We start from the raw sequence: 26,825 nt of genomic DNA, 5'->3' as shown, positions 1-26,825 counted from the left end.
GTCGCTGCTCAAGAATTGGCCTTGGTCAAAAACACGGTGAAATCCACGGTGATTAACAATTCGGAAAACTGATTTTCAGAATGTTCGGGATCGACGCCTTTGAAATCAAGATAGCTCCAAGCTCCACTGCCTGCGATGACGCCTATTTTAGCAACGCCGTTGATTGCAAATCAGTCTTCAGATCTGTCCAAGGCGCAAATTCATCGCTCAAAAAGTACAGCTCAACTAAACCTCCATTTAGTAGAGCTAATGCTCTAATACTTTCAAAGCAAACCAACATCAGACCTTGTCACCGATTTGTATGCCCGCCTCTATCTCCCATCCTCCCTCCCCTTGAACTGCCTCATAGCTTTATGAACTCAAGTCAAAGCTCACGCGGTCGCCCTCGTTTCAGCGTATTCCGCTTACTGAAAAAGCGTCAAAATAAAGTTAATGCGTAAAAATACTTCACAACCGCTGATCAGTAATATCGGTTTTTTGACGCTTCTCCGATGCGCGGTCAAAACTTTTGCGTGTCTCTGGGTCATAACACAGTGGTCGTCGATGGAATATTGGCATCTGCTGCGATTTAAGCCTGATACGGAGATAAGCTCATGATTTTTAACGTACAAAATTTTGGCGCCAAAGGAGATGGCCTCACAGACGACACGGCGGCGATACAAAACGCAATTGATGCGGCCGCCGCCGCAGGCGGCGGACAGGTGTATATGCCGACCGGCACCTATATCGTTTCGGGAGGTGTGGAACCCTCCGACGGCTGCCTGATGCTCAAGAGCAACGTCTACCTGTACGGCGACGGCATGGGCGCCACCAACGTCAAAGTCGCTGATGGCTCCGACACCAAGATTACGGGGGTTATCCGCTCCGCCTATGGCGAGGAAACCCACGATTTCGGCATCAGCAACCTCACCATCGATGGCAACCGCGATAGCACCACGGGCAAGATCGACGGTTGGTTCAATGGCTTTATTCCTGGTAAAGAAGGCTACGATTCCAACGTCACCCTCGACAGTGTCGAGATCAAGGATTGCTCCGGGTACGGTTTCGATCCCCACGAGCAGACCGTCAACATGGTCATCAAGAACAGCGTGTCCCACGGCAATGGCCTGGACGGCTTCGTCGCTGACTTTTTGAGCGACAGCACCTTTGAAAACAACGTCGCCTACGACAACGACCGGCATGGTTTCAACGTCGTCACCAGCACTCACGACTTTACCCTGACCAATAACGTCGCCTACAACAACGGCGGCAATGGCATTGTGGTGCAACGTGGTAGCGAGAACATCCCCTCCCCCAGCAACATCACCATTACCGGTGGCGAGGTGTACGGCAACGGCGCCGAAGGGGTGCTGATCAAACTGTCCAGCGATGTCACCGTCAGCGGCCTCGACATTCATGACAATGCCAGCGCCGGTGTCCGCATCTACGGCAGCAACCACGTCGAGATCATCGACAACACGCTCAACAACAACTCCCTGGGCAACCCGGTACCGGAGATCATTCTCCAGTCCTACGACGACACCCTGGGCGTGTCCGGCAAGTACTTCAACGGCAGCGACAACACCATCCAGGGCAACATCATCAGCGGCAGCAACCTGTCGACCTACGGTGTTGCTGAGCGCAATGAAGATGGCACCGATCGCAACGCCATCATCGGCAACACCATCAGTCACACCAGCAAGAGTGCCACGCTGGTCTATGGCGACGGCAGCTACGTCAGCGACACGGTGCCGATGACCACCGTGCAAGGCACGGCTGGCAACGACACCCTGTTGGGCAGTGCTGACAGCGAGATTTTCTACGGCGGTGCCGGCAACGACATCATCAATGGCGGGGCCGGTAGCGACATTCTGGTCGGCGGTGCCGGCATCGACAAACTCACCGGTGGGACCGGCGCCGATACGTTCCGTTTTGCCGCTCAGTCCGACAGCTACCGCAACGCAACCGCCAGCTTCGATGACACCGTGACAGACTTCGACGTCACCCAGGACAAGATCGACCTCGCCGGTCTCGGTTTCACCGGACTGGGCAATGGCCGTGGCGGCACCCTGCAGGTCAGCTACAGCGCCAGCAACGACCGCACCTACATCAAGGACTACGACGCCGACGCCAGCGGCAATCGCTTCGAGTTGATTCTCTCGGGCAACCTCACCAGCACCCTGACCGCCAGTAATTTCATCTTCAATCGGGTAGTCACCGGCACCAGCGCCAGCGACTCATTGCTGGGCAGCGATTCGGCCGACACGTTGCTTGGCCTGGCGGGTAACGACAACCTCAGTGGTGGCGCGGGCGATGACAAGCTCGACGGCGGTGCCGGCATGGACAGCCTTTCCGGTGGCGCCGGAGCGGACACGTTTGTGTTCTCCAGTCGCCTGGACAGTTACCGCAACTACAACACCGGTGGCGCCAACCTTAGCGACGTGATCACCGATTTTGATATCAGCGCCGACAAGATCGACCTCTCGGCCATCGGTTTTACCGGCCTTGGGGATGGCAAGAACAACACCGTGTACCTGGCGCTCAACAGTGCCGGCACCAAGACGTACATCAAATCACTGAATGCCGACGCCGATGGCAATCGCTTCGAAGTGACGCTGGACGGCAACTACCTCGACAAATTGACCGGCGCCAACTTCGTCTTCGCCACCGCGTCTGCGACCAATCAGGCGCCCGTGCTGGCGGCACCGTTGCTGGATCAGAACGCGACCGAAAACACGCCATTCAGCTACGTAGTACCGGCCACCAGCTTCACCGATCCGGATAACGACAGCCTCAGCTACACCGCCAAACTGGCCGATGGCAGCGCCCTGCCCGGCTGGCTGACATTCGACGCAGCCACTCGCACGCTCAGCGGCACACCCAGCGACACCGCATCGGGCACTTACTCCATCCAGGTCACTGCAAGTGACGGCAGCAACGCCACAGTCAGCGACAGCTTTACCCTCGCCGTGCAGGATGTTCCCGCCTCACCCACGGTGATCAATGGCACGCCGAACAACGACACGCTGACCGGCACCGCTGCCAACGAACAACTGTTCGGTGGCGCCGGTAACGACACGCTTAATGGCGGCGCGGGCAACGACATCCTGGTCGGTGGCGCCGGGGCGGATAAGCTCACCGGCGGCGCGGGTGCCGATGTGTTCCGCTACACCTCAACACTCGACAGTTACCGCACCAGCTCCACCAGCGTCAGTGACCAGATCCTCGATTTCGACGTGACAGCGGACAAGATCGATGTATCGACGCTCGGCTACACGGGCCTGGGCAACGGCCTGAACGGCACGCTGCAAGTCACCTACAGCGCATCGAGCAACCGCACCTACCTCAAGGACCTCACCGCCGACGCCAACGGCAACCGTTTTGAATTGTCGCTGGCGGGCAACCTGGTGAGCAGCCTGACGGCGAGTCATTTTGTTTTCGCCGACCAGAACACTCCGAGCAACGCAGCGCCGGTGGTGGCCATTCCCCTGCTCGACCAGAACGCCACCGAAAGCACGCCGTTCAACTACACCGTGACCCATGACAGCTTCACCGACGCCAATCAGGATACGTTGGTCTATTCCGCGACCCTCGCCGATGGCAGCGCCCTGCCCGGCTGGCTGAGTTTCAACGCCACCAGCCTGACGTTCACCGGAACGCCGATCAGCACGGCGTCCGGCAACTACAACGTACTGGTCAAGGCCACCGATCCTTCTGGCGCCTCGGTCAGCGACAGCTTCGCCCTGGCGGTGGCCGATGCACCGGCCAACACCATCGCCGGCACCAGTAACGCCGATACGCTTAACGGCACGGCGGGCGCGGACCTGATCCTCGGCCTCGGTGGCAACGACACGATCAAGGCCGGTGCCGGCGCGGACATCATCGACGGCGGTGCCGGTCGCGATTCGCTGTACGGCGGCGACGGGGCCGATACCTTCCGCTACAGCAACTCGCTCGACAGCTATCGCGACTACGACGCCGGCGGCATTACGGCCACCGACACGATTTACGACTTCACCGCAGGCGTCGACAAGATCGATGTGTCGGGCCTGGGCTTTCTCGGTCTCGGCGATGGCAGCAATCACACGCTGTACATGACCCTCAATGCGGCCGGCGACAAGACCTACGTCAAGTCAGCCGATGCGGATGCCGATGGCAACCGTTTTGAAATCGCCCTCAACGGCAACTACCTCAACACCCTGACCGCCAGCGACTTCGTGTTCGGCGAGCGCGCGCAACAAGACATTCTCTACCTGCCCACCCTCGGCCAATCCAACGCGCGCTTGCTGCGCATGACGGAGGACGACAATCAGTCCGGCACCTCGATGCTGGTCAACGACCTGGACCGCTACACCACCTACGACGTGCGCAGCCAATTCACCGATGCCGATGGCAATGGCATCGACATCGCGGTGGGTGGTAGCACGGTCAACGGCCTGTCGACCATGGGCGCCGAGGAGCTCAATTTGTGCTGGTGGTTGACCGACACCAACCAACCCGGGCCTGCGCTGTTGCGTGCCGTCGCCTTGCTGGGGGACCAGCTCACTGAACTGAAATCGATCGATAACGTCACCATGGGCATCATTTGGGGCCAGGGCGAGGAAGCCGCCCAGGAGATCGGCCGCGCCACGGACAAAACAGCGGCAGCCGCAGCCTACAAGGCCGCGACCATGAACGTGTTTGATTACCTGCATGCCCAGTTCGGCAACTTCAGCGTGTACATGATGGAAACCGGCCACTACCAAGAGGATGCGGCGAGTGCCCGGGGTTATTCGGCAGAAAAGATTGCTTCGATCGTCGAAGGGGTTGGCTATGTCCGCGCCGTCCAGGAGGAGATCGCCGCCGAGCGCACCGACGTCAAGCTGGCGGTGGACTACACCGACCTGCCCTTGCGTTATGAAGTCGATCCGCTGGTGTATCCCGATGACGTCTGGCACCTGCACGAGGAATCGGCGGAAATCGTTGGCCAGCGCCTGGCCGACTACATCGCCGGTGACCTTGGTTTTCAAGGCAATGCCAACGACAACAACAGCGTGCAGGATATTTTCGACAACGCTCAGAACCAGGGCGGGATGATCTCCGGCACCGACCAGGCCGATACCCTGGTGGGCAGCTCGGGCAACGACACACTGGATGGCGACCTGGGCGCCGACTCCATGACCGGTGGCGATGGCAACGACATCTATGTGGTCGACAACGCGGCCGACAGCGTGGTGGAAACCAACGCCTCGCCTTCGCAGATCGATACGGTGCAAGCCTCGGTCAGCTGGACCCTGGGTGCCAATCTAGAAAATCTGGTACTCACCGGTGTGTCGGACATCAACGGCACCGGCAATGAGCTGCGCAACTTCATCACCGGCAATGCCGCCGCCAACGTGCTCAATGGTGCCGCAGGGGCCGACAGCATGAGTGGCGGCGATGGCAACGACACTTACTATGTCGACAACGCCAACGACACCGTGATCGAGACCAACAGCAATGCAGTGCCGGGAGGGATCGACAGCGTACACAGCAGCTTGGCGGCCTATACCCTCGGCGCCAACATCGAGAATCTGTACATCGATAGCCCCGGCGCCGCCAATGGCACGGGCAACGCGCTGGACAACACGCTGTTCGCCGGAGCCGGCAACAATGTGCTGGACGGGCGCGAGGGTAATGACACCGTGTCTTTTGAACGCGCCCTGTCTGGCGTTACCGTCAGCCTCTCGACGTCAGCGCAACAAGACACCGGGGGCTCCGGGCTCGACACCTTGAAGTTCTTCGAAAACCTGACGGGAAGTGCCTACGCCGACAATCTGTTGGGCAACAGCGCCGCGAACGTTCTGAACGGTGGTGCGGGCAACGATACGTTGGTGGGTGGTTCGGGCGATGACCGGTTGATCGGCGGTGCAGGCACCGACACTCTCACCGGCGGCACTGGCGCGGACACCTATGCATTTGGTGCGCTGTCGGACATGGGCGTCGGTGCTTCACGCGATGTGATCAACGGCTTCAAGAGCATCGAGGGCGACCATCTGGATTTCACCGGACTGGACGCCAACCCGCTGACCGCCGCTGTTGACGCCTTTACCTTCATCGGCAGCAACGCCTTCGACCCAGCCAACGCCACCGGCCAACTGCGCTTTGCCGACGGCATTCTCTACGGCAGCGTCAACGCCGACGCCACCCCCGAGTTCGAAATTCAACTGGTAGGCGTCAAGGATCTGCACGCCAGCGATTTCACCGCCTGAGTCAATCCACAACCGGAGGGAGCGAGCCGGCCCGCGATGACGGTGGCCAATCCAGCATGGATGCTGACTGACCCACCGCTATCGCGAGCAAGCTCGCTCCCACAGGGGGTTGCAGCGTTCGGGAAATCGAGGACAACCACAGATCAAAATGTGGGAGTGAGCCTGCTCGCGATGACGGCGGCACATCCAGCATGGATACAAGCTGACCCACCGCTATCGCGAGCAAGCCCGCTCCCACAGGGGGTTGCAGCGCTCGAAAAATCGAGGACAGCCACAAATCAAAATGTGGGAGTGAGCCTGCTCGCGATGACGGCGGCACATCCAGCGTGGATGCAAGCTGACCCACCGCTATCGCCAGCAGGCTCGCTCCCACAGGGGTTTGCTGCGCTCGGGAAATCGAGGACAACCACAGATCAAAATGTGGGAGTGAGCCTGCTCGCGATGACGGCGGCACATCCAGCGTGGATACAAGCTGACCCACCGTCTTCGTGAGCAAGCCCGTTTTCAGAGGATTAGGGTCGCAGACCGGCGTCAATCTCTCCCCCCGCTTCATTCCTCAGAACAGATTTTGCACCTGTTCCAGTACCGCTCGGTTCATCTGGCCGGTGTGGGTGTGCAGGCTGACATAGCTTTGCAGCATGTCGAGCTTGGTGTTGAGCAAATCTCGGCGCGCCTGGAACACCCGCTGCTGTGCATCAAGAATATCCACCGTTGACCGCACTCCCCCCTGGAAACCCTTTTCCGTCGAAGTCAGTGCTCGCTGATTGGACTCGACCGCCCGCAGCATCGCCTTGCTTTTGGCGAATCCGGCCACGACGCCCAGATAGTCAGTCTCAATGTCCTCGGTCAATTGTTGGCGTTGCACGTCGTAGTCGGACTGGGCACCGGCCACTTGCGCTTCGGCCTTCGCCACCGAGGCGCGCACCGCACCGCCGCGATACAACGGAATTTCCAACTGAACCCCCACGTAATACGAGTCCTGGCGCGGGTCTTGCTCCTGATACTGACTGGTTTCCCGGCGGCTGAGCTGGGTGGTCAGCGACAATGTTGGATAATGCCCGGCGCGCTGACTGTCGGCCTGCGCTTCGGCGACTTTCACGGCCGCCAGCCGGGCTGCCAGCTCGGGGTTGGCATCACGGGCAATCGCTGTCCAGTACGTCAAATCCCGTTCCGGCGGAATCGGGTTGCCGGTGGGCAGCTCTTCGCGCATCAACTGGATGTCTTCGATGGCCACGCTGGCACGACCGGACAACGCACGAAGCGCCGCCACGCGGCGAGCCTGGGCTTCAGCTTCCTGGGCTTCGACGAGATCGAGCCGCGCTTGGGCTTCATCGATATCGGTGATTGCGCCCTGCCCGCCTTGATACAGTTTTTTGCTTTGCGTCACCAACCCATTGATGGCGGTCTTTTGCTGGGCGATCAACTTGATCTCGTTCTCGGCCCGGGCGACATCGAAATAGCTTTTGGCAACCCTGTCATATAGGGTCTGGCCGGCAACGTCGAATAACTGCGAACCCAACTGCCCCCGCGCCTTGCCCTCCTGATACGCCGCCCAGCGCCCTTTGTCGTAGAGCGGTTGTTGCGCCGCCAGTGTGACGTTGTTCGCCTGGTAATCGTTACTGTTGACATAGCTGCTGTCGCTGCCGCCATCGGTACGACCGCCGTATCCATAACGCGACGTCAGCGACACTTGCGGATAGAGGCCACCGCGGCCAATCGCCTCTTCATGCGTCGACGCATCATAGGCATGGGCGGCCGATTGCACAGTCGGGTCGTTGATGCGCGAGGCATCGTACGCGGCGGTCAGGCTCAGGGCCTCCTGGGTCGCACAGGCAGAACTGATCGCGCCCCAACCGGTGCACAGACTCAGCAACAGGCGGGCGCTATAACGGAACCGTACGGTCATGCTCATTCCTCTTTGAAGGCTGCGAGCAAGCGTTCGCGTAAGGGTTTCATCAGGTAGTTCATCAAGGTGCGCTCCCCGGTGACCACCGTCACATCAGCCAGCATGCCGGGGCGCACCAGCAGGCCAGCGGCCTGCAGCGAGGCCACGGTATCGGCGGGAATTTCGACCTTGGCGGAAAAGTACGGCTGGTGGGTCTGTTCATTGATCAACTGGTCTGCCGACACCGTAGAGACCGTGCCCGTGACCGTCGGCGTATCCACCCGTTGCAGCGCCGTGAAATGCACATGCACCGGCAACCCCGGACGCAACTTGTTGGCCATCAACGGCTCGAAACGCGCGGTAATCGCCATCGGCGCATCCAGCGGCACCACCTGCATCAGGGTTTGACCGGCCTGCGCAACGCCGCCGACCGTATGAATGCTCACGTCCATGACCTGCCCGGAAGCGGGCGCCCGGATCGCACCGTTGTCGACTTCAAACTGAAAAGCATGGATCTGGTCGGCAAAACCTGACGCCTCGGCAGAAACTTCGCTGAGCTGGATTTCGGCATCGCGGCGAAACTCCTGTTGCGCCTGCAAGGCCTTGAGCCGACTTTCGTTGATCGACTGCCGAGTCCTGCCGACATCGCCCACGCCGGAGGCAATCTGCCCGGCCAATTGGGCGGCGTTGCGCTCGGCCTCGAAAAGTTTATTGCGCGGCACGTAGCCCTCGCGCGCCAAATCACGCAGGCCTTCCAGCTCCTGCTGCTGGAAGCGCATCTGCGTGTCGTAGTTGCGTTTGACGCCTTCATAGCCGAGCAATTGCTGCTGCAACGCGGCGGCTTCGTGTTCAATGATTTGCAAACGGCTGCCCAGTTCTGCACGACGGGTCACAAACAACTGGCTCTGCAACGCCATGGCGGCCTTGACCCTCGGCTCCTCGGCGTGTTCCAGCAGTTCAGCGGGCCATTGGATCTCGGCTGAGCCCAGGCGCTCGGCAATCAACCGGGCCTCGACGCTGCGATCGTTGAGCAGCTTGCCCCGGGTCACGTCCAGTTGTGACTGTGCTTGCACCGTGTTGAGCTGCACCAGCAACTGCCCCTGGGTGACGCGGTCGCCGTCGCTGACCAGCAGTTTTTCCACCACGCCGCCGACCAATGACTGCACCGCTTTGCGTTCACCCGCCACGACCACGGTGCCGCTGCCCACGACACCCTGGTCGAGCGGCGCCAGACACGCCCAAAGCAGGAAACCACCGAGCGCCAGGAACAGAAATCCCACGCCATAACGTGCCGCACTCCCCGCGTCGGTGTTGGCGCCGGGCGGTGTTGCGTTGCCGCGTACGCTCGGCCTCTGCTCGCTGTACGTTTGTTTTCCGGGGGTCAGATCATGCATCTTCGCCTGTCTCCTTGACCGCTGCCGGTTTTGGCCCCGGGATCAATGCCTTGAGCACCCGGTCCCGTGGACCGAATGCGTGTTGAGTGCCGTCCTTGAGCACCAGAATGTGATCGACCACCGCCAGCACATTAGGCCGATGGGTAATCAGCACCACGGTGCTGCCAGCAGACTTGAGCGCACTGATGGCCTGAACCAGTGCCACTTCTCCGGCTTCATCGAGATTGGAGTTGGGCTCATCGAGCACGATCAGCGACGGTAGCCCGTAGAGTGCGCGAGCCAGGCCGATGCGCTGTTTCTGTCCGCCAGACAATCCAAGCCCGCCGGGGCCCAGCGGTGTGTCGTAACCCTTGGGGAACCTCAGGATCATTTCGTGAATGCCCGCGTGACGGCCGGCGGCGATGATCTTGTCCGCGTCCTGTTCACCGAAGCGGGCAATATTGTCAGCCACACTGCCGTCGAACAGTTCGATGTCCTGCGGCAGGTAGCCGAGGTACGGGCCCAAGGCGTCGTGAGACCATTGACTGATCTCCGCGTCATCGAGGCGCACCGATCCGCCCATGGCCGGCCAGACGCCGACCAGCGCCCTGGCCAGCGTGGATTTACCGCTGGCGCTGGGGCCGACGACGGCGAGCACGTCGCCTTTGACCAGACTGAAATTGATTCCGCGCAGGATCGGTTGCAAGGCTCCGGGCGGGCCAACATGCACCTGCTCCAGACGCACCGCGCCGGTGGGGGGCGGCAACGGCATGCGCAGACGGTCGCGCGGGTGCTGGGCAAGGAGTTGGCTCAGGCGCTGGTAACTCTGGCGGCCAGAGTTGAATTGCTTCCACGAGCCAATGGCGATTTCCACGGGAGCCAGGGCGCGCCCCAATAGCAGCGACATCGCGATCATCATGCCCGCCGACAACTGGCCTTCGAGCACCAGCAGCGCGCCCAGGCCCAGGGCCAGCGATTGCCCGGAGATGCGCACGAAACGGGTCGCCGAAGTGATACGCGCGCTACGGTCGCTGGCATGTGCCTGAGCGGCAACGATGCGTTGCTGCAGCAGACTCCAGCGCTGGCGCAATGGCCCAAGCATGCCCAAGGCCTGGATGACCTCGGCATTCTGGAACGTGCTGTTGACGTAAATCGACGACTGCACGCTCAGTCGATTGGCTTCGCCCAGACGCGCTCGAGTCGCCAGCTCGCCCCACAGTGCCAGACCGATCAGCACCAGGGCCAGCACCAGCGTCAGCACGCCGAACCAGGGATGAAAGATGAACGCCACCAGCAGAAAGATCGGCAACCACGGTGCATCGAGCAACGCAATCAGGCCCTGGCCGGTGATCAACTGCCGCAGCGTCGCCAGATCGATCAGTACCTGCGCCGGGTTGGCGTTGTGCTCGCGCAGGCTGCGGGCGAAGGCAGCGTCGAAAATTCGCTCGCCCAAGGCATCGTCCAGCCCCGCGCTCATGCGAATCATCACCTCGCCGCGTACCCACTCGATCAGCGCACTGAACATGAACAGTCCGAGGGCGATCAAGGTGAGCATGACCAAGGTGGTTTCGTTGCGGCTGGTGAGAACCCGGTCGTACACCTGCATCATGTAGAGCGACGGCACCAGCACCAGCAGGTTGATCACGCCGCTGAACAGCGCCAACGACCAGAAGACCCGGCGATAGCTGAGTAAAGCGGCATCAATTTCATGACGCGGATCAAGAAGCAAACCCATGGAAAATCGCTCGTATAAGGATTAGTCGGTCCAGGACGCAATCCATCGCGAGCGCTTTGCCAAAAGAGACGAAACACTAAATTTAGTCTGACGTGCCGCCATCAGAGACGATCCTCGTCGCTACAGGCGCCAATAACTGACAACGCATCTACGGGTTAGTGCAGGTTCTATAGGCTGGGTATTCAGGCGGGTGACGGGCGGGAGTTTTGCACAGTGCCAAGGTCGCTTGGCGGTAGAACTTATTTATCGTCATCGTGACCAAAGAGCTTGGGATCGAGCACCCATTCACGCAGTGGCGTCAGGCGTTTTTCAGCCAGATCAGCTTGTCGAGTGCATTCGGCGGCGTCATTGGCAGCGCCAACAGTTGCCGCCTGTTCAGCCATTTGACGCAGCAGCAGGATTCTTTCCTCCACCGCCCTCAATGTGTCCCACAGTCCCGTGTCGATGGCTTCGTTGACCTCGCAAATCAACGACTTCATCGAGAAGGCATGACCCGTGTGGCAACGAAATCTGACGATGGTGCCTTCTTCGATTTGCACCAACACGCCGTGGCAATCAGGACAGGTGAATTGGGAAACCTTACCTAATCCCATGACACCTGCTTCGAGACCATTTCCTTTCAAGGAGATAACGCTTTCGATCACATGACGGGTTTTTACCTCGTGTGTCTGCTGATCAGCTATCGGGCTACCGATCGCTTTGCAGAGTGCGGTGGCGAGCACTGCCGCCGGGCCGACAAGATCAATGTTCACATGCGCAATTGCGCTGTCGGGCATCGAGCTCTGCATGGCTTCGCCAGGGGCCTGCACATAGGTCAATCCACCCCGATCCTTGACCGCCCACATTCCCGCCGTGCCGTCATCCAATGCGCCGGACAGAATGACGCCAATGACCCGAGCGCCGTAATTGACCGCAGCTGAGCGGAACAGCACATCGACAGCGGGCCGGGCACGACACTCCTTGGGCCCACGCGTCAGGCGTATCCCATCCTCCGTAATCATCAGATGCCGATCCGCAATGGCGACATAGACTGTGCGCGCTTCAATCCGCTGCCCCTCCTGGGCCGCCACGACCCGCATGTTTGTCACCCTTGCAAGAATGCTATGCAGGACACTGGGTTCATGAGCGGGAATATGCATCACGACAAGAAAGGCCGCGGGCAGGTCGGCAGGTAGATTTTCAAACAAGGCGATCAACGCCTGAACACCACCCGCCGAGGTGCCGATAACGACAATGTTTCGCGCACCGGCATCAAGTTCATCAGTCACAAGGCGCCTCCCACTCGAAATGAGTCCGCCTGCCATTGGCAACGTACACAATCAAGAGTAGCTCTTGCGTCTGGTGCCCTCTGAGCAACCGACCCAATAGTTAGAGACTGCGAGCAGTTAACAAGCGCAACCGCTAATCGTAAAACGGCTCGACCGACACGCGACTGCCGACAAAAAAGCTGTCGGCAACCAGGCGCAACGGTTGCAGGTCCAGGTCACTGACTTTATCGCCTATCAGCTGTTGAAAATGTCGATACACCGCGGCGTACTCGCCCTCCTCCGATACGGCTTGGGGCACGCCGTCGATGCTCAACAGTGCGCCACCGTTGTCCAGGCGCAACGTGCCTTCGGTGCAGCGAATCTCGATACTCCAGAGCTCATCATGGCCGTGGTCGAAATCGAACTCCGCACGGACATCGAGGTGACGCGCGTCAGACATCTTGATGGACGCGGCAATCGGCGACTGGCAGTTACTGGGGACGTGCAGTTCGGCAGACTCGACAAACAGCGGCAACGCCAGCAGATGGGTTGCTATCGACAAGGCATTGATGCCGGGATCGAAGACACCCAGGCCGCCGGGCTGCCAGATCCATGCCTGGCCAGGGTGCCACTTGCGCACGTCTTCCTTCCAGTCGATCTGCACGCTTTGCAGGGTGCGGGTGGCCAGCCAGTCACGGGCGGCTTCGATGCCGGGCGCGTAGCGTGAATGCCAGGCGAACAAACCGCTAACGCCCTGCTCCTGCGCCTGGCTCGCCAACGCCATCGCTTCACCCAGCGTGGCGCACGGCGGTTTTTCTACCAGCACGTGTTTGCCGGCAGCCAGTGCTTGTTGCACCAGCGCGAATCGACCTTGCGGTGGGGTGCAAAAGGCGATCGCATCGACCTGCGGGCCGTTTTCAAGCAGCTCACTCAAGGACCGGAAATTCTCGACCCCGGCGCAGGGCTGCCCTTGGGTTGCGACAGACACCAACTGGAACGCGGGGTTGGCGTTGATGGCGGGAACGTGTTGGTCCTGGGCAATCTTGCCATAGCCCACCAGACCGAGACGGATCGGTTGCATCAATGACTCCTGATTTTTCTTATAGGGGACGCGGATTGGGAAGATTACGTTTGTACGGTGGGGAAGTCATTGCTGACGTGCCGGGTTGCCTGCCGATACTGGCGCGGCGTGAACCCGGTGGATGCCTTGAACTGCCGGGTAAACGCGCTGTGATCGGTGTAGCCGCACTGCAAAGCCACGTCGGTGATGGGAATATCGGTGTGCAACAGACGATGCGCGTGCTCCAGGCGAACCTTTTGGATCATCTGTCGCGGCGTCAGGTGGAACACTCGCTTGCAGTACCTTTCCAGTTGCGCCACTGAAATCCCGGCGATGCGCGTCAGTTCGCCCAAGGTGACACGGCGATTGAAATGCGCGCGGATGTATTGATCGACCGCTGCCAGTCGCTGGTACGCCGGGTGGGTATCGCTGGTGGACTGCAGGTCGACCGAAATCCCTGCCAAGCCAATGATTTCACCGTCGCGGTTGTACAACGGTCGTTTATGCGTCAGGCACCAACCGGGTTCCCGACTGCCGTACAAGTGCAATTCCAGCTGGTCCTCCAGGACAAAGCCTTGCTCCAGTACCCGACGATCCTGTTCGGTATAACCAGGCCCCAATTGTGCAGGAAACACCTCGGCGCTGGTTTTCCCCAGCAACGGTTGCAACTGCTTCAATCCACAGCGCTGGACCAGCGTGCGGTTGGCCATGACATAGCGCGCCTGACGGTCCTTGATAAAGATCGCGGCGTTAGGGATCACATCCAGCATCGGTAACAGAAACGCCACGCCCGCCAGCAATTCATCGAGGGTGTCGGGCCGATTCAGCTCGTTCCCCTGGCACAGGACCGCTAAGGCGTGCTGCGTCATGAATCCTGTTCTCCCTTTCTCTGAATAGACAAAAGCCTTCTTCGCGCAGATTGACCCAAGGCGGGAGCCGTGTCGAGGTGCCCGCGATGTGGTCGTCTTGTGCACGCGCATTGTGCCGATTTCGTCATCCGTGCCCACGCAAAACATCAATCGCAAATGCCCTGACACGCTCACGCTGTGGCCATTGCATGCACACCTGCCGATCCAACAACCCACAAAAAGGCGACGCTATGTCAGGCGAAGGCACGTTCATGAAACGCATCCACGTCATCGATTCCCACACCGGCGGCGAACCGACCCGCCTGGTGATGAAAGGCTTCGCGCAACTGCCCGGCCAGACCATGGTCGAGAAGCGTGATGCCCTGCGCGATCACCACGATCAATGGCGTCGGGCCTGCCTGCTGGAGCCCCGTGGCAACGATGTGTTGGTCGGCGCCCTGTATTGTGAACCGGTCTCGCCGGATGCCACGTGTGGCGTGATCTTCTTCAATAACGCCGGCTACCTCGGCATGTGCGGTCACGGCACCATCGGCCTGGTCAACTCATTGCACTACCTGGGCCACATTGCGCCTGGTGTGCACAAGATCGACACGCCGGTCGGCCCGGTCGACGCCACGCTGCATGAAGACGGCACGGTGACTTTGCGAAACGTGCCCGCCTACCGCTACCGCAAACAAGTCCCGGTCGATGTTCCCGGACACGGCCGCGTGTTCGGCGACATCGCCTGGGGTGGCAACTGGTTCTACCTGGTGTCCGACCACGGCCAGGCGTTGCAACTGGACAATGTCGAAGCCCTCACCGAATACACCTGGGCGATGCTCAAGGCGCTGGAGGCCCAAGGTATCCATGGCGAAGGCGGCGCGTTGATCGACCATGTCGAACTGTTTGCCGACGACGAGCACGCGGACAGCCGCAACTTCGTCATGTGCCCCGGCAAAGCCTACGACCGCTCGGCCTGCGGCACCGGCACCAGCGCCAAACTGGCGTGCCTGGCCGCCGATGGGAAACTCGCCGCCGGCGAGCGCTGGGTCCAGGCCAGCATCACCGGCAGCCAGTTCGTCGGCAGTTACGAATGGGAAGGCGAGCGCATCCGCCCGTTCATTACCGGCCAGGCCTTCATGACCGCCGACAGCACACTGCTGATCGACGAACAGGATCCCTTCGCGTGGGGCATTTGAGCAACCACGCGGCACTTCACCTTTCCGTCATTCGAATAAACGCGTCAAGGAGCTGAACAAATGAGCGATAGCATTTTCACTGGCTGCATTCCTGCGCTGATGACCCCCTGCACCGCCGAACGCAAACCGGATTTCGATGCGTTGGTGGCCAAGGGGCGCGAACTGGTCGATATCGGCATGAGTGCGGTGGTGTATTGCGGGTCCATGGGTGATTGGCCGTTGCTGACCGAAGCCGAGCGCCAGGAAGGCGTGGCTCGTCTGGTCGCCGCAGGCGTTCCGACCATCGTCGGCACCGGCGCTGTCAACAGCCGCGAAGCGATTTCCCACGCGGCCCATGCGGCCAGCGTCGGCGCCCATGGCCTGATGGTGATCCCCCGCGTTCTCTCCCGTGGGGCCTCGCACGCCGCGCAAAAAGCGCACTTTTCGGCCATTTTGCAGGCGGCCCCGCAGTTGCCGGCGGTGATCTACAACAGCCCTTACTATGGCTTTGCCACCCGTGCTGACCTGTTCTTCGAATTGCGCCGCGAACACCCGAACCTGATCGGCTTCAAGGAGTTTGGTGGTGCCGCCGACCTGCGCTACGCAGCCGAGAACATCACCTCGGCGGACGACAACGTCACCCTGATGGTGGGTGTCGACACCCAGGTGGTCCATGGTTTCGTCAACTGCAACGCCACTGGCGCGATCACTGGCATCGGCAATGCGCTGCCGCGTGAAGTGCTGCAACTGGTGACGCTGAGCAAGCAAGCGGCCAAGGGCGACGCCAAGGCCCGCCGCTTGGCTACCGAACTGGAATCGGCGCTGGCGGTGCTGTCGTCCTTCGACGAGGGCTGCGACTTGGTGCTCTATTACAAGCACCTGATGGTGCTCAATGGCGACAAGGAATACACCCTGCATTTCAACGAAACCGATGTGTTGAGCGATGCCCAACGGCACTACGCCGAGAACCAGTACGCGTTGTTCCGCCAGTGGTACAAGCACTGGTCGGCAGAACACAACGTCGCCTGATTTCAACCTGACCGAGCCCACTGCGTCAGCACCCGGTTTCGCCGCCGGGTCCACCCTTATCGCCAGGAAAGCGCCATGACTGTGACAGGCCAAACGTTGATCGGCGAGCACGCCAACTCCGCTCGCCACCAAGCGATCCGGACGAGCGGCCCCGCCACAGAGCCCCCGGACATTGCCGTGGTCGGCGCCGGCATCATCGGCGTCGCCTGTGCCCTTCGGCTGGCACGCCAAGGTCTGCGAGTGGTGGTCATCGACCAGCAAGACCCTGGCCGGGGCGCCTCGTTCGGTAATGCCGGGCACCTGGCGACCGAACAGGTGTTTCCCATCGCCGACCTGTCCATCCTCAAACGCCTGCCCGGCATGCTCATCGACCCGATGGGCCCGCTGCGTCTGGACTGGAGATACCTGGCGCACGCCCTGCCCTGGTTCACGCGCCTGCTGTTGAATCTGCGCGCAGCGCCTTTCCAACGGACCGTGTCCGGCCTGCGCGCACTTAACGAAAGCAGCCTTGGCGCCTGGCACCGATTGCTGAAGGATATTGCCCACCCCGATCTGCTACGTCAGGACGGTTCATTACTGGTATTCGAACGTCCCGACTCGCGCCAGGCCATCGAAGCGCTGAAGGCGCGGATGCAGCATCAACAGGTGCCGGTCGATTACTGGTCCGCCACCTCGGTGCGCGAGACGGCACCTCAACTCAGCGAGCGTATTCAGGGCGGACTGTTTTTTCCGCAAACGGGTCATTTTCTCGACCCCTACCGGGTTGTCTGTGAACTGGTAGAGGCTGCCAAAACCAGCGGCGTGCATTTCCTCAAGCAACAGGTCCTTAGCGCCCGTCTCCAGGCGGACGGTGTCTCGCTGATCACCGATCAAGGCCTTCTGATGGCGCGCCGGGTACTGATCGCCTGCGGCGCCCACTCGGCAAAGCTGACGGCAGCGCTGACCGGCAAGCAGGTGCCGCTGGACACCGAGCGCGGGTATCACCTGATGTTGCCTCATGAGCAGGAGCGATTGCCTTTCGCCGTCACCTCGCTGGAGCGCAAGTTCATCATGACCCCGATGACTGATGGACTGAGATTGGCAGGCACCGTTGAGTTCGCCGGCCTCGAGCGGCCGGCGGCCATGGAGCGCGCCTGGCAATTGCACCGGTTGAGTGCCGGCCTGTTCACCCGGGACTTGAATGCGCAGGCGGCCACGCCCTGGATGGGGTTTCGCCCGTCCTTGCCCGACTCCCTGCCGATCATCGACCGAGTGTGCGACGGCAAGGTGCTGCTGGCTTTCGGTCACCAGCACCTGGGGCTGACGCAAGCGGCGGTGACCGCCGAACTGATCGCGCAAATCGCCTTGCCTGCGACGGTGCCTCCTTCCCTAGGGTTGCCGGCCCTTGAACCCTACAGGCTGGATCGATTCTGAAAAAACACCCGCCGGCGGGCGGGAGTGGCAAGTTTCGAGCACTGGCTTACACTGCGATACACCCTATGCAAACGAATGACTGCTCACCGGACAGAGAGGCCCACGGCAATCCGCGCATCACGCAATGATTCGGGTGAAGCCAACATGAAAACGGTCGCGACCCTTTTCACCTGCCTGCTCGCTGCCAGCTTGTGCGCGGCGACGAGCACCTGTGCCAACGCGGCGTCCTTCAAAACCAGTTTCGATTGCGCCACGGCAAAGGCAACCGTCGAAAAGTTGATCTGTCGCGACCCGCTCCTGGCGCAGATGGACGTTGAACTGATGCGCCTCTATCGATTGGCGCTCACGGATGAGCGCTCAGTACCGCCGCCAGACAACGTCATCATCGACCAGCAGTTCTGGGTCGACACCCGCAATCGGTGTGCCTCCGACCCAGTGCCCAAAACGTGCGTCATCCGCAGTTATGCCGAGCGTGCGTACCAGTTGCGCCAGGGTTCGGCCATTGTGCGGACCAAGGACCCGGACAGGCTGACTGAAGGCCCCGTGGCATTTCGATGTACCGGGTTGAACGTGTTGGTTGCCGCCACCTTTTTCATCACCCAGCCTGGTGTCGTGTACCTGAAATGGGCCAACACCTCGATCACCCTGAACCAGGTGCAGAGTGATGTGGGAAGCCGTTACATCGGCAAGGATGCGCTGGGAAGCTACAGCTTCTGGCAAACCGACAATACAGCAGTTTTCCAGAAGCCTGGCTCAGTGGCGATGAGTTGTACGGCCGAACCGGCCGGCTGATCGCAGGTACTCAGAACTTCTCGGGCACATGCCGCAACGGATGATCCGGCTCGCGATAGTTTCCGGGTTTCTGCCGTGGGGGCAGCGTGACTTTCTCTCGCGGCACCTTCTTGTACGGGATACGGCTGAGCAAGTCGGTAATGATGTTCAGGCGCGCCCGGCGCTTGTCGTTGGAATTGGCCACAAGCCAGGGGGCGTGTTCGGTGTCGCTCGCCTTGAACATGTCGTCCCGGGCACGCGAATAGTCATACCAGCGGCTGTAAGACTTCAGGTCCATGGGCGACAGCTTCCAGATTTTGCGTCCGTCGTTGATGCGCTCTTCAAGCCGACGTGTTTGCTCCTCGGGGCTCACTTCCAGCCAATACTTGAGCAGGATCACCCCCGAATCGACAATCGCGCGCTCCACCAGGGGAATGGCCTTGAGGAAACTTTCAGCCTGCTCCTTGGTGCAAAACCCCATGACTCGCTCGACGCCCGCGCGGTTGTACCAGCTGCGGTCGAAAATCACTATTTCGCCTGCTGCAGGCAGATGCGGCAGGTAACGCTGCACATACATCTGGCTTTTTTCACGGTCGGTCGGTGCAGGTAACGCCACGACCCGAAAGACGCGCGGGCTGACCCGTTCGGTCAGCGCCTTGATGGTCCCACCCTTGCCGGCACCATCGCGGCCCTCGAAGACAATACAAACCTTGATGCCTTTGTTCTGCACCCATTCCTGCAGCTTCACAAGCTCGACGTGCAGTCGTCGCAGTTCACCCAGGTACTGCTTGTTAGTCATCTTCGGGTGTTCGTCGGCATCACTTTTTTTGCTGCGCTTTTTTTCCTTTGCCATGTCCAAGGCCTCACGCGAATAAGTCACTGAGCTAACTCGCATGAGTCTAGTCCAGATCAGCCAATTTCCAGTGCTTGCTGGCTGAGTTCGTGTTCACGGATCAGGCGTTTGTTGATTTTCCCGACACTGGTTTTCGGAATATCGGCCACGACCTTGATCTGCTTGGGAATCGCCCACTTGTTGATATGGCCGCGCTCAACGTACTGATGCAGATGCGCCACCAGCATGTCCGGGGTAATACGCTCTCCCGCCGCACACACCACCAGCGCCATTGGCCGTTCACCCCACTGGGCATCAGGAATGCCGACAACCGCCACCGAGGTCACGGCGGGATGCTCGCTGAGAAGGTTTTCCAGTTCCAGTGAGCTGACCCACTCCCCGCCGGTCTTGATGACGTCCTTGATCCGGTCCTTGATCTCGATCACACCCAAGGCGTCGATGGACGCGATGTCACCGGTATGCATCCAGCCCTCCTCCCACAGTTGCGCACCCTGGTCCGGATCCTTGAGGTAGCCCTGGGTCAGCCAAGGGGCCCGCACCACGATTTCCCCCAGCGCTTCGCCATCCTGAGGCGCGTCATTGCCGCAGGCATCGATGATTTTCAGGTCGACCATCGGCACCGCTACGCCGGTCTTGATGCGAGCTGTCACTTGCGCTTGCGCTGGCTGGTCAAGTTCGGCGTCACGCAGGTGGGTCACGCACAGCAACGGACAGGTTTCCGACATCCCGTAACCGCTATGCACACACATGCCCCGCGCTGTGGCCTGGGACGCCAGCCCGTGAGTCAAGGCGCTGCCGCCCAGGAGCATTTTCCAGCCGTTGAAGTCGGTCCGGGTCGCTTCGTCGCACCCCAGGATCATTTGCAGGATGGTGGGCACGCAATGGGAAAAACTGACCTTTTCTTCGCGGTACAACCTGACCAGTTGATTGGGCTCGTAGCGCCCCGGATAGACCTGCTTGATGCCCATCAGCGTCGCGACATAAGGCACGCCCCAGGCATGCACATGAAACATCGGCGTGATGGGCATGTAGACATCGTCGGAACGTAACAGCGGCGCGCCTTGATACACCCCCAACGTGCCGACGGCATTGAGCGTATGCAGCACCAACTGGCGATGACTGAAGTAAACGCCCTTGGGATTTCCGGTGGTGCCAGTGGTGTAGAAGAGGGTCGCCACCGAGTGTTCATCGAAGTCCGGGAACTCGAAGTGCGGCTCCACCTGCGCCAACAGGTTTTCGTATTCCCCCAGCACCGGCAGCGTGGTCGATGGCACGTCGGCGTCGCTGAGCTGAAGGTAGCCTTTGACCGTCGTCAGCTGATCGTGAATCCGCTCCATCAACGGCAGGAAATCATCATGAACCAGCACCAGGTCATCCTCGGCATGGTTCATGGTGTAGAGAATCTGCTCGTCCGAAAGGCGGATATTGACCGTATGCAACACCGCGCCCAGCATCGGCACGGCAAAAAAACATTCCAAGTACCGATGGCTGTCCCAATCGAGCAGCGCCACCGTATCCCCGGCCTTGACGCCCGCCTGGGTCAGCGCGTTGGCCAATTGCTGGATGCGCTGATTCAGCGTTCGGTAGCTGTAGCGCAGCTTGTCCGCGTAGACGATTTCCTGATCGGGCGAGTACCGCGCCCCCGAGAGCAGCAGGCTCTTGATCAGCAGCGGATAGGCGTAGGCGCCTGGCGCGTGAGCGATTATTTTTGTCGTTACCACTGTGAGGTCTTCCTGAGTCTGTTGAGTGGCGGTCACGTCAGAACTGCGTTGCATCGAGCCGGTAAAGCGAATCGCTGCCCGCCTTGACCGACGCAGCCAACGACTGAATGCGTGGCAACAGGCGCGCGAAATAGAAACGCGCGGTGCCCATCTTGCTCGCATAAAAATCGTCCTGCGCCTCCTTGCCAATCGCGGCCTTGGCCATCCGTGCCCACATGTAGGCATAAGCGGTGTAGCCGAAGGCGTGCAGATACTCGACTGACGCTGCGCCGATTTCATTGGGGTTGGATGTGCAGCGGTCCAGCACCCAGGCGGTCAATTCGTCGAGGTTGTCCAGGGCCGCATTGAGCGGTTGGGTGAATGGCGCCAGGTCAGCACAGGCGTTTGCGCTGAAGTGGCGAATCTCGTCGGCAAACAGCTTGTAGAGCGCCCCGCCGCTGCCGACGATCTTGCGTCCGACAAGGTCCAGCGCCTGAATCCCGTTGGTGCCTTCGTAGATCTGGGTGATCCGCACATCGCGCACCAGTTGTTCCTGGCCCCATTCGCGAATGTAGCCGTGGCCGCCAAACACTTGCTGGCCGTGCACGGTGGATTCAAGCCCAAGATCGGTCAGAAACGCTTTGGCCACTGGCGTTAGCAACGCCACCAGCGCCTCGGCGCGCTTGCGTTTGTCCGGGTTGTCACTGAACTTGGCGATGTCGAGTTGCATTGCCACGTACGTGGAGAAGGCCCGGCCGCCTTCATTGCAGGCTTTCATGGTCAGCAGCATGCGCCGCACGTCCGGGTGGACGATGATCGGATCAGCCACCTTGTCACTGGCCTGCGGGCCGCTCGGCGAACGACTTTGCAAACGGTCACGGGCGTAGGCCAGCGCATTTTGATAAGAGCGCTCAGCGGTGGCCAGCCCCTGAATACCGACGCCCAGACGCTCGTAGTTCATCATGGTGAACATCGCCGCCAGGCCCTTGTTCGGCGCATCGACGATCCAGCCCGTGGCGCCGTCGAAGTTCATCACGCAGGTGGCCGAGGCCTTGATCCCCATCTTGTGTTCAATGGAGCCGCAGGACAGTGCGTTTTTCTGCCCGAGGCTGCCGTCGGCATTGACCATGACTTTGGGCACCAGGAACAGCGAAATGCCCTTGGGACCTGGGGGCGCGTCGGGCAGCCTGGCCAGCACCAGGTGGATGATGTTCTCGGTCAGGTCATGCTCGCCGCCGGTGATGAATATCTTGGTGCCGCTGACTTTGTAGGAACCATCGGCCTGAGGTTCGGCCTTGGTGCGAATGAGCCCAAGGTCGGTGCCGGCGTGCGGCTCGGTCAGGCACATGGAGCCGGTCCAGAGCCCGGCGTACAGGTTGGGCAAGTACGTGGCTTTCAGCTCGTCGCTGGCGTGTGCGTTGATCGCCAGGCAGGCGCCGGCGGTCAACATCGGGTACAGGCCGAACGACAGATTGGCGCCATTGACCATCTCCTCGACCTGAGCGCCGATCACTTTGGGCATGCCCATGCCACCGTAGACTGGATCACCGCCCACGCCCACCCAACCCCCTTCGGCAAAGGCCCGATAGGCGACGCCGAAACCGTCCGGGGTAATCACCTCCCCGTCGTTCCAGGAACAGCCCTGCTCGTCGCCGCTGCGATTGAGCGGTGCGATCAGCTCGGCGCTGATCTTGCCCGCTTCCTCAAGAACTGCATTGGCGGTGTCTTCATCCACCACGTCGGCCAGGCCCGGCATGGCGGACCACAATCGGGAAACGTTGAACACTTCGTTGAGTACGAAACGCATGTCACGCAAGGGTGCTTTGTAATCAGACATGATTGAAATCCTCAGGCAAATGCCAGGGCATTGAACCTGCCCTGGTCAATGGAAGTGGCCCCTGGTTCAGGGAGTGCCGATCAGTTCCGCCGTACGTTCGGTGGACATCGTTGGAATGGGGAGAATGTTGCGCAGCAGGAAATGCGACAGCGCCGGGATCAGGATCAGCGCACCGAGCATGTTCCAGAGGAACATGAAGGTCAGCAGGATGCCCATGTCGGCCTGGAACTTGATCGGCGACCAGGCCCAGCACACCACGCCCGCCGCCAGGGTGATGCCGACCAGCCCCACCACGCGGCCGGTGAAGGACACCGCGTTGCGGTAAGCCTGGGCCAATGGCAGGCCCTGGCGCTGGTAATGCAGCTGCACACTGAGCAAATACAAGGCGTAATCGACGCCGATCCCCACCCCCAGTGCGATCACCGGCAACGTCGCCACCTTCACGCCAATCCCCATGATCACCATCAATGCCTCGCACAGGATCGAGGTCAGCACCAGCGGCAGCAGCGCCACCAGCGTGGCACGCCAGCTGCGGAAGGTAATCAGGCAGAACAGCGTCACCGCCGCGTACACGTAAAGCAGCATCGTGTGGTTGGCTTCGCGCACTACGATGTTGGTGGCGGCTTCAATGCCGGCGGTGCCAGCGGCCAGCAGAAACTGGCGATCGGCCGTGCTGTTGTCCTTGGCGAACTTGTCCGCGATGGCCACCACGGCGTCCAACGTCTGGGCTTTGTGGTCCTTGAGAAAGGCAATGACCGGCATCACCGAACAGTCGGTATTGAACAGTTCCGGCGCGTTGACCGAGGCCTGTTGTGCCGCGTAGTTCAGCACGTTCTGATTGCGCTGGATGCTGTTGAGCTTGGGGTTGCCTTCGAACGAACCGGCGGTGATCTGGCGCACGGCATTGACCAGCGATGAAGTTGCCTGCACGCCCGGATACTGCTGCAGTTCCCAGGCCAGACGGTCGGCCAGGATCAGGGTCTGGTAGTTGAGGCAGCCTTCGGGCGGCGTCTTGATCATCACCGCGAACAGGTCGCTGGACAGTGCGTAGTGGCTGGTGATGTAGGCGTTATCACGGTTGTAACGCGAGTCCGCGCGCAGCTCCGGGGCGCCACTGTCGAGATCGCCGATTTGCAGATGCTGGCTGACCATGAAGCCTGCGACGCCCAACGCCACGGCCCCGAGCACGATGCCCGTGGCCCACTTGCGCGTGGTGAAGCGGTCGAGAAAATCCCAGAGCTTGCCGAACCCTCGGCTCTGCGCCGCGCGGGTGTCGATCTTCAACGCCCGTTCAGCCGCCTTTGCCCCGACGCCGATATAAGACAGCGCCACCGGCATCAGCAACAGCGAGGTGAAGATCAACACGGCGACGCCGATGCTGGCGGTGATCGCCAGGTCCTGGATCACCGGAATGTCGATCAGCATCAACACTGCAAAGCCCACCGCATCCGCTAGCAAGGCAGTAACCCCTGCAATAAACAGACGCCGGAAGGTGTACCGCGCCGCCACCAGTTTATGGGTGCCACGGGCGATGTCCTGCATGATGCCGTTCATCTTCTGTGCCGCGTGGGACACACCGATCGCGAAAATCAGGAACGGCACCAGCACCGAATACGGATCGATGGCATACCCCAGCCAGGCAACGATGCCCAGCTGCCAGACCACCGCAGTCAGCGAACAGACAATCACCAGCAGCGTGCTGCGCAGGCAACGGGTGTAGAGATAAATGATGACGAACGAGGTGACCACCGCCAGGCCGAAAAACATCATCACCTGGATCAGGCCATCGATCAGGTCGCCGATCAGCTTGGCGAAACCGATCACACGGACCTTGTACTTGCCCTTGCCCTCCTCCCCGGCCTTGCGTGCCTGGCTGTCACCGGCAAATTCGATCTTGTCGCGCAGTTGCGTTTCGAGCTTCTGCGCGAAGGCGTAGTAATCGATGCCTTGGCCGGTGGCCGAAGCCTTGTCCAGCAACGGCACAATCAACATGCTCGATTTGAAATCGCTGGCCACCAGGCTGCCGACGATGCCGGCGCGATTGATGTTCTGGCGCAACTGGTCGATGTCTTCGGGCGAGCCGTGGTACGCGTCGGGCATCACCGGGCCACCCTGGAAGCCCTCCTCGGTCACTTCGTTCCAGCGCACCGCCGGGCTCCACAACGACTTCATCCAGGCCCGGTCAACGCCTTCGGAGAGAAACAAATCGTCGTTGACCTGTTTGAGTACAGTCAGGTAATCGGGGTCGAAAATATCGCCTTGGGTGTTCTCCACCACCACCCGCACCGAACTGCCCAGGCCACGCAATGATTTACGGTTCTCCAGAAAATTCTGGATGTAGGGCTGGCTCTGCGGAATCATCTTTTCGAAGCTGGGGCGCAGCTCCAGGCGGGTGGCCGCCATATAGCCCAACAGCAGCGTGACCAGGGTCATGCACAGCATGAACAGCGGACGGTAATTGAAGACCCAGCGCTCCAGCCGGTTGCCCGAGCGTCGATCGAAGTCACGCATGTGGCGGATCACCGGCATGGTGTCTTGCTTGAGGTTGCCCATGTCAGGGTACTCGCTCTAATGAATCCAGTTCTTATTTGACGTTCAGTGCCCGGGCACCACGGCTGCCGACCAACACCAGCGTGCCGTCGGGGGTGCTGATGGCGCCGGCTGACGGGGCCGGATTTTGCTGAGGTATTGACGTCAGTCGCGAATCGCCTGCATCGACCAGCATTTGTCCTGCCTGGCTAAACAGCAGGTAGCGACCCTTGGCGTCCACCGTGGCGGCCGTGATGCTGACCTGCAGACCGGTGTTGAGCGCGGCCCAGCTCGCGCCACCGTCAACGCTGCGGAACACATGCCCGCGCAGGCCGTAGACCAACACTTCGCCAGGCGCGCCGATCACCCCGAAAAAGCTGCCCTGATACGGCGATTCGAGCGCCACGAAACGCTGCGTGGATTCATTCCATTTGAGCAGCAGGCCTTGTTCGCCAACGATGTAGAGCGCATCGCCGGTGGACGCGATGGCATTGAGGTGCAGGCTTTGCGGGTTATCGGTGCGGTCCTGGAACGGTGTCCAGTGCTGGCCACCATCGTCGGTGCGCAGAATCAGGTTGAATGCGCCGACCACGTAACCGGTTTTTTCATTGGCGAACCACACGTCGAGCAGCGGCTTATCGGCGCCCTCTTCGATCAGCCGCTGGCCTTCCTCGACGCGGGTGGCCCATTGTTCATTGGCCGGTTCGGCACTGGCCAACGCGCCATAGTGTTTGACCAGCAAGGCGCCGATCTGGCGACCGTCCAGTTGTTTGCTCCATGTCTGGCCGGCATCACTGGTGTGCAACACCACACCGTCATTGCCGACCGCCCAACCTTGCGCCGCCGTGGGAAAACTCACGGCATTCAGGTCGGCACTGACCGGCACGGCAGCCTGCTGCCAGTCTTTGCCGCCATCATCGGAATAGAGAATGTGGCCACGCTGTCCGACAGCAACCAGACGTGCCCCGGCGCGGGCCACGCCCAGCAACGGACTGCGCACTGCCAGGGCGCTGGTCTTGGCCGGCAAGTCCAGCACGTCGATGTAGCTGGCTGCCTGGGTGAAGCCGTGCAACAGGGCAAGGGCCATGCCCAGCGCCAACTGCCGGTACTTTTTGTACGAACACATACGGCGTCCTCATGAAAAAGCTGCGCCGGGAG

16 protein-coding genes are annotated in these 26,825 nt (G+C 60.7%); 5 read left to right on the top strand and 11 right to left on the bottom strand.

The window, feature by feature from the left end:
- Nucleotides 1-593: 593 nt before the first annotated feature.
- A complete protein-coding gene (locus ACM6I0_RS10230) occupies nucleotides 594-6,209 on the top strand; it encodes a putative Ig domain-containing protein (protein ID WP_414922199.1) in 5,616 nt (1,871 codons plus the stop codon).
- Between the two features lie 556 nt (nucleotides 6,210-6,765).
- Here ACM6I0_RS10230 and ACM6I0_RS10225 read toward each other — a convergent pair.
- From ACM6I0_RS10225 to ACM6I0_RS10200, 6 genes are all read right to left on the bottom strand, one after another.
- Complete coding sequence (locus ACM6I0_RS10225; RefSeq protein ID WP_414922198.1) at nucleotides 6,766-8,115, bottom strand: TolC family outer membrane protein; 1,350 nt, start codon at nucleotides 8,113-8,115, stop codon at nucleotides 6,766-6,768.
- A 2-nt stretch (nucleotides 8,116-8,117) separates the two neighbouring features.
- Nucleotides 8,118-9,488, bottom strand: a complete 1,371-nt coding sequence (locus ACM6I0_RS10220; protein WP_414922197.1) for an HlyD family type I secretion periplasmic adaptor subunit — start codon at nucleotides 9,486-9,488, stop codon at nucleotides 8,118-8,120.
- Nucleotides 9,481-11,202: a type I secretion system permease/ATPase gene (locus ACM6I0_RS10215; protein ID WP_414922196.1), complete on the bottom strand. Its 1,722-nt coding sequence runs from the start codon at nucleotides 11,200-11,202 to the stop codon at nucleotides 9,481-9,483. The genes ACM6I0_RS10220 and ACM6I0_RS10215 overlap by 8 nt, the downstream gene beginning before the upstream one ends.
- 239 nt (nucleotides 11,203-11,441) lie before the next feature.
- Complete coding sequence (locus tag ACM6I0_RS10210) at nucleotides 11,442-12,470, bottom strand: chemotaxis protein CheB (protein ID WP_414922195.1); 1,029 nt, start codon at nucleotides 12,468-12,470, stop codon at nucleotides 11,442-11,444.
- A gap of 133 nt (nucleotides 12,471-12,603) precedes the next feature.
- Entirely contained in the window at nucleotides 12,604-13,530 is a 927-nt protein-coding gene (locus ACM6I0_RS10205; RefSeq protein WP_414922194.1) for a Gfo/Idh/MocA family protein, read from the bottom strand.
- Nucleotides 13,531-13,574: 44 nt separating this feature from the next.
- On the bottom strand, nucleotides 13,575-14,378 hold the full coding sequence (locus tag ACM6I0_RS10200) for a helix-turn-helix domain-containing protein (RefSeq protein WP_414922193.1): 804 nt from the start codon (nucleotides 14,376-14,378) through the stop codon (nucleotides 13,575-13,577).
- A 251-nt stretch (nucleotides 14,379-14,629) separates the two neighbouring features.
- Between ACM6I0_RS10200 and ACM6I0_RS10195 the strand changes: the two genes are divergently transcribed.
- The 4 genes from ACM6I0_RS10195 to ACM6I0_RS10180 all read left to right on the top strand — a co-directional run bounded on the left by ACM6I0_RS10195 (nucleotide 14,630) and on the right by ACM6I0_RS10180 (nucleotide 18,769).
- On the top strand, nucleotides 14,630-15,556 hold the full coding sequence (locus ACM6I0_RS10195; protein ID WP_414922192.1) for a 4-hydroxyproline epimerase: 927 nt from the start codon (nucleotides 14,630-14,632) through the stop codon (nucleotides 15,554-15,556).
- 60 nt (nucleotides 15,557-15,616) lie between these two features.
- A complete protein-coding gene (locus ACM6I0_RS10190) occupies nucleotides 15,617-16,564 on the top strand; it encodes a dihydrodipicolinate synthase family protein (RefSeq protein ID WP_414922191.1) in 948 nt (315 codons plus the stop codon).
- A gap of 75 nt (nucleotides 16,565-16,639) precedes the next feature.
- Nucleotides 16,640-17,977: an NAD(P)/FAD-dependent oxidoreductase gene (locus tag ACM6I0_RS10185; RefSeq protein ID WP_414922190.1), complete on the top strand. Its 1,338-nt coding sequence runs from the start codon at nucleotides 16,640-16,642 to the stop codon at nucleotides 17,975-17,977.
- A gap of 144 nt (nucleotides 17,978-18,121) precedes the next feature.
- Nucleotides 18,122-18,769, top strand: a complete 648-nt coding sequence (locus ACM6I0_RS10180; protein WP_414922189.1) for an MliC family protein — start codon at nucleotides 18,122-18,124, stop codon at nucleotides 18,767-18,769.
- Nucleotides 18,770-18,779: 10 nt separating this feature from the next.
- On the opposite strand, the gene ppk2 is transcribed toward ACM6I0_RS10180, so the two are convergent.
- The 5 genes from ppk2 to ACM6I0_RS10155 form a co-directional block, all read right to left on the bottom strand.
- Nucleotides 18,780-19,601 carry a polyphosphate kinase 2 gene (ppk2, locus tag ACM6I0_RS10175; protein ID WP_414922188.1) on the bottom strand — a complete coding sequence of 274 codons (822 nt, stop codon included), beginning with the start codon at nucleotides 19,599-19,601 and terminating at the stop codon, nucleotides 18,780-18,782.
- A 56-nt stretch (nucleotides 19,602-19,657) separates the two neighbouring features.
- Entirely contained in the window at nucleotides 19,658-21,322 is a 1,665-nt protein-coding gene (locus ACM6I0_RS10170) for a fatty acid--CoA ligase (protein ID WP_414922537.1), read from the bottom strand.
- Between the two features lie 37 nt (nucleotides 21,323-21,359).
- On the bottom strand, nucleotides 21,360-23,138 hold the full coding sequence (locus tag ACM6I0_RS10165; RefSeq protein WP_414922187.1) for an acyl-CoA dehydrogenase C-terminal domain-containing protein: 1,779 nt from the start codon (nucleotides 23,136-23,138) through the stop codon (nucleotides 21,360-21,362).
- A 66-nt stretch (nucleotides 23,139-23,204) separates the two neighbouring features.
- Nucleotides 23,205-25,691, bottom strand: a complete 2,487-nt coding sequence (locus tag ACM6I0_RS10160) for an efflux RND transporter permease subunit (RefSeq protein ID WP_414922186.1) — start codon at nucleotides 25,689-25,691, stop codon at nucleotides 23,205-23,207.
- A gap of 31 nt (nucleotides 25,692-25,722) precedes the next feature.
- A complete protein-coding gene (locus tag ACM6I0_RS10155; RefSeq protein WP_414922185.1) occupies nucleotides 25,723-26,793 on the bottom strand; it encodes a WD40/YVTN/BNR-like repeat-containing protein in 1,071 nt (356 codons plus the stop codon).
- Nucleotides 26,794-26,825 lie beyond the last annotated feature (32 nt).

The sequence above is a fragment of the Pseudomonas sp. IT-P294 genome (assembly GCF_949767865.1).
Classification (GTDB): Bacteria; Pseudomonadota; Gammaproteobacteria; order Pseudomonadales; family Pseudomonadaceae; genus Aquipseudomonas.
The sequence above is the reverse complement of the archived record's forward strand: the minus strand, read 5'-3'. Positions and strand labels throughout refer to the sequence as shown.

Bases quoted from the DNA above. Each gene is read 5' to 3' on its own strand.
- ACM6I0_RS10230 (WP_414922199.1), top strand. From the start codon at position 594: ATGATTTTTAACGTACAAAATTTTGGCGCCAAAGGAGATGGCCTCACA.
- ACM6I0_RS10225 (WP_414922198.1), bottom strand. From the start codon at position 8,115: ATGACCGTACGGTTCCGTTATAGCGCCCGCCTGTTGCTGAGTCTGTGC.
- ACM6I0_RS10220 (WP_414922197.1), bottom strand. From the start codon at position 9,488: ATGCATGATCTGACCCCCGGAAAACAAACGTACAGCGAGCAGAGGCCG.
- ACM6I0_RS10215 (WP_414922196.1), bottom strand. From the start codon at position 11,202: ATGGGTTTGCTTCTTGATCCGCGTCATGAAATTGATGCCGCTTTACTC.
- ACM6I0_RS10205 (WP_414922194.1), bottom strand. From the start codon at position 13,530: ATGCAACCGATCCGTCTCGGTCTGGTGGGCTATGGCAAGATTGCCCAG.
- ACM6I0_RS10200 (WP_414922193.1), bottom strand. From the start codon at position 14,378: ATGACGCAGCACGCCTTAGCGGTCCTGTGCCAGGGGAACGAGCTGAAT.
- ACM6I0_RS10195 (WP_414922192.1), top strand. From the start codon at position 14,630: ATGAAACGCATCCACGTCATCGATTCCCACACCGGCGGCGAACCGACC.
- ACM6I0_RS10190 (WP_414922191.1), top strand. From the start codon at position 15,617: ATGAGCGATAGCATTTTCACTGGCTGCATTCCTGCGCTGATGACCCCC.
- ACM6I0_RS10185 (WP_414922190.1), top strand. From the start codon at position 16,640: ATGACTGTGACAGGCCAAACGTTGATCGGCGAGCACGCCAACTCCGCT.
- ACM6I0_RS10180 (WP_414922189.1), top strand. From the start codon at position 18,122: ATGAAAACGGTCGCGACCCTTTTCACCTGCCTGCTCGCTGCCAGCTTG.
- ppk2 (WP_414922188.1), bottom strand. From the start codon at position 19,601: ATGGCAAAGGAAAAAAAGCGCAGCAAAAAAAGTGATGCCGACGAACAC.
- ACM6I0_RS10165 (WP_414922187.1), bottom strand. From the start codon at position 23,138: ATGTCTGATTACAAAGCACCCTTGCGTGACATGCGTTTCGTACTCAAC.
- ACM6I0_RS10160 (WP_414922186.1), bottom strand. From the start codon at position 25,691: ATGGGCAACCTCAAGCAAGACACCATGCCGGTGATCCGCCACATGCGT.
- ACM6I0_RS10155 (WP_414922185.1), bottom strand. From the start codon at position 26,793: ATGTGTTCGTACAAAAAGTACCGGCAGTTGGCGCTGGGCATGGCCCTT.